General features: G+C 73.9%; 5 protein-coding genes and 1 pseudogene. 1 reads left to right on the top strand and 5 read right to left on the bottom strand.

Annotation, left to right across the window (positions count from 1 at the left end):
• The 3 genes and pseudogenes from ACFE60_RS18370 to ACFE60_RS18360 all read right to left on the bottom strand — a co-directional run.
• Positions 1-349, bottom strand: a pseudogene (locus tag ACFE60_RS18370) (aspartate carbamoyltransferase); the annotation flags it as partial.
• Positions 346-870: a bifunctional pyr operon transcriptional regulator/uracil phosphoribosyltransferase PyrR gene (pyrR, locus tag ACFE60_RS18365; protein WP_375390295.1), complete on the bottom strand. Its 525-nt coding sequence runs from the start codon at positions 868-870 to the stop codon at positions 346-348. The gene pyrR and the pseudogene ACFE60_RS18370, both read right to left, overlap by 4 nt.
• A 55-nt stretch (positions 871-925) precedes the next feature.
• The gene (locus ACFE60_RS18360) at positions 926-1,444 is read right to left on the bottom strand and encodes a GNAT family N-acetyltransferase (protein WP_375390294.1); all 519 of its coding nucleotides are present in this window, start codon (positions 1,442-1,444) and stop codon (positions 926-928) included.
• A 249-nt stretch (positions 1,445-1,693) separates the two neighbouring features.
• Between ACFE60_RS18360 and ACFE60_RS18355 the strand changes: the two genes are divergently transcribed.
• Positions 1,694-2,002, top strand: coding sequence for an EthD family reductase (locus ACFE60_RS18355; RefSeq protein WP_375390293.1), 309 nt, complete (start codon positions 1,694-1,696; stop codon positions 2,000-2,002).
• Positions 2,003-2,056: 54 nt separating this feature from the next.
• Here ACFE60_RS18355 and ACFE60_RS18350 read toward each other — a convergent pair whose 3' ends face one another.
• Together ACFE60_RS18350 and ACFE60_RS18345 are read right to left on the bottom strand one after the other, a co-directional pair.
• Positions 2,057-2,719 carry a uridine kinase gene (locus tag ACFE60_RS18350; protein ID WP_375390292.1) on the bottom strand — a complete coding sequence of 221 codons (663 nt, stop codon included), beginning with the start codon at positions 2,717-2,719 and terminating at the stop codon, positions 2,057-2,059.
• A gap of 134 nt (positions 2,720-2,853) precedes the next feature.
• Positions 2,854-3,369: HAD family hydrolase (locus tag ACFE60_RS18345; protein WP_375390291.1), on the bottom strand; the 516-nt coding region annotated here is incomplete at its 5' end.

Below are 3,369 nucleotides of genomic sequence, written 5' to 3'. Positions count from 1 at the left end.
TCGCCAGCGTGTGCGCGGCGCCGGAGGACGCGTGCCGCAGGACGATGCCGTCAGCGCCCATCGCCTGCAGGGTCTGCGCGGTGTCCTGCAGGCTCTCGCCCTTGGACACGGACGAGCCCTTCGCGCTGAAGGTGATCACGTCGGCGGAGAGCCGCTGCGCGGCCGCCTCGAACGAGATCCGGGTGCGGGTCGAGTCCTCGAAGAAGAGGTTCACGATCGTGGTGCCGCGCAGCGTCGGCAGCTTCTTCACGCTGCGCCGCTGGGTGTCGGCCATGTCCTCGGCGACGTCGAGCAGCGCGACGGCGGAGTCCCGGGTGAAGCCGCGGGTGGACAGCAGGTGCCCGCTCATCCGATCGTCACCGAGTCCTCCCCGTCGACCTCCGACAGCCGGACCGCCACCCGCTCCGACTTCGCCGAGGGCAGGTTGCGCCCGACGGCGTCCGGCCGGATCGGCAGCTCGCGGTGCCCGCGGTCGACGAGCACCGCGAGGCGGACGACGGCGGGCCGGCCGAGCGCGGTGATCGCGTCGAGCGCGGCGCGCACCGTGCGACCGGAGTAGAGCACGTCGTCGACGAGCACGACCGTGGCGCCGTCGAGGTCGAACGGCACCTCGGTGCGGCCGGTGGCCCGAGTGGGCTGCCCGGCGAGGTCGTCGCGGTAGAGCGTGACGTCGAGCAGGCCGACGGGCACCTCGCGTCCCGCGATCCGGGTCATCTGCTCCCCGAGCCTGCGGGCGAGCACCGCGCCGCGGGTGGGGATGCCGAGCAGGACGAGCCGCTCGGCGTCGGGATCGTGCTCGACGAGCTCGTGCGCCATACGGGTGACCGCGCGGCGGACGTCGTCGGCCTCCAGGAGGGTGCGCAGCGTCATCCGACCTCCTTCCCCGTCTCTCCGGACGGTCCGTTAAAGGTGATCGGGAAGGACCCTAGCGCGGGCCGGGGACACCGCTCGACGCGGTCAGCTGCACCCGGCGGCCGTGCCGATCGAGGCCGAGGCGCGCCTCCGTCGCGACGAGCCCGCGGAGGAACGGGGTGTCGGGCTCGCTCTCGACGAAGCCGAGGGAGGCGTAGAACGGCGCGTTCCAGGGAACGTCCGCGTAGGTGCGCAGGGTCACCCGCTCGTGGCCGCGACGGGCGCTCTCCACCAGCGCGGCGCGGACGAGCGCGCGGCCGTGCCCGCGGCGACCCGCCTCCGGCAGCACGGCGAGCTGCTCGAGGTGCGCGCCGTCGTGCTCGAGCACGTGGACGAACCCGATCGGCGGCCCGCTCGGCCGCTCGGCCGCGACGAGCACGAACCCCGGCTGCGCCGCCCGCACCCGTCCGCTCGGCGCCGCATCCCAGCGCTCGGGGCGGAACAGGTCGACGAAGCGGCGGTCGGCGGCGTCCTCGATCCCGGCGAGCAGGTCGAGGTCCGCATCGAGCGCAGAACGGATCTCGCTGGGCACGGCAGCAGTCTTCGTCACGTGGCGGTGAGGATCGAGTGGCTGTGCCGACCGACCCGTGGCATCTGCAGGATCACGTACCGCGTGCAGGACGAGGTCCGCGATCTGATCCTGATCGCGGAACGGGATCCTGCACCGTGTACGGCGCGATCAGGCGCGGAAGGCATGGCGTACTCCACGCAGCGGTGCTCGCCGGACGCGGCGAGCGGAACAGTCGGCCCACCCCCAGCGCCCGCGTGCTCTGCTGACCGCATGCCGACCAAGATCGAGCTCATCGTGGACAACCAGGACGACAACGACGCGTTCGACGCGGCGTGGCCGGACCTCCTGACGAAGGCGCGCGCCCTGCCGGGCCTGCAGCGGCTCGAGTCGGGGAAGGTCTGGCCGAAGGAGGACGGCACGCCGACGCCGGCGCACCGCTCGCTGCTGCTGTACTTCGCCGGCTACGACGAGGCGTCCGCCGCCGTCGCGGGGCCCGAGGCCGGCGAGTTCTTCGGCGCATTCTTCCCCGCCGCGAACGGCAAGGTCACCGCGCTCTTCACGGACATCGAGGACGTGTGAGCGCCGTCCGGACACGTGAGCGGGTCCGGACCCGCTCAGGTGTCCGGAACCCGGTCACGACCGGGTGATCGTCGGACGCGCCGGATCGGTGTGCTCCACGACGATCGAGGCGCGCTCCCCGGGCTGCTCCTCGGCGACGTAGATCGCGCATGCGGCCGAGTACCGCATCGCATGGGCCTCCCTGGCTGCGGTCTCCCCGCCGAGCGCCGCCGCGTCTCGCGCGACGCCGCGCTCCTCCGCGACGGCGGGCGGCACCTCGAGCCAGATCACCTCGTCCCAGCAGTCGCGCAGCGCGACCCGCTGGACGAAGGTCGCCGCGAACAGGACGATCGCGTCCGCCGGAGCGGTCGCGAAGCGCGGAGCGACCTCGTCGGTCTCCAGGTCGTGCACGTGCTCCGCGTAGCGATGGGACCCGCCGGGCCCGAGCGGTGCCAGCACGAGCGCTCGTACCGCATCGAGGTCGTACGCGTCCTCGTAGTAGCCGCGAGCCGAGTCGCGGCCCTGTCGGTACCGGATCGCGCGGACGGCATGGAAGCCGTCCGAGTCGACGTGGATCACCGGGCGTCCGAGTCGGCGGAGGCGGTCCGCCAGGTCGACCGCGAAGGTCGTCTTCCCCGCACCGCAGATCCCGTCGATGGCCACGCGGAGCGGGTGACCCGGAGCTGCCGCGACGAGCCGCGCTGCCACCTCGCCCAGCACCTCGTCCCTCTCGGTCACGGGGCGATCGTCCCACCGGGTCTGCGGCGGGCGGCCGACTGAGCGCGGCGCGGGCAGGTGAGCGGGTCGTGACCCGCTCCGATGTCCGCGACCCGCTCACCCGCGGGTGAGGGCCGGAGGCAGGCGCGGCGCGCTCAGCCCTCCGCGTCGAGCAGCGCCGGCACGTCCGCGATGCTCGACAGCAGGTGCGTGTGGCGCGCGGCGCCCAGCTCCTCCGACGTGTGCGAGCCGGTGAGCACGCCGACCACGAACCGGGCGCCCGCCCGGGTGCCGGCGGTCACGTCGTTGACGGTGTCGCCCGCGACGAGCACCTCGCGCACGTCGACGACGCCGGTCGCCTCCATGGTCCGGAAGACCAGGTACGGCGCGGGCCGGGAGGCGGTCACGTCCTCGGCGGTGACGAGCGCGTCGACGTCGCGGCCGACCTGCCACCCGACGACGTCGAGCAGGCCCTGCGCGACCTCGAGCCGGTAGCCGGTCTGCAGCGCCACCCGCACGCCTCCGGCCCGCAGCTGCTCGACCGCCTCCGCGACGCCGGGCAGCAGCACGGGCGGGTCCGCCTCGTAGGCCGCGGTCAGGTCGTCGGAGAACACGGCGAAGATCCCGTCGGCTCCGGAGGGGTCCGCGCCGATGCCGGCGAGGATCCCGAC

Origin of the sequence: uncultured Amnibacterium sp., assembly GCF_964245895.1 — a bacterium.
Classification (GTDB): domain Bacteria; phylum Actinomycetota; class Actinomycetes; order Actinomycetales; family Microbacteriaceae; genus Amnibacterium.
The sequence above is the reverse complement of the archived record's forward strand: the minus strand, read 5'-3'. Positions and strand labels throughout refer to the sequence as shown.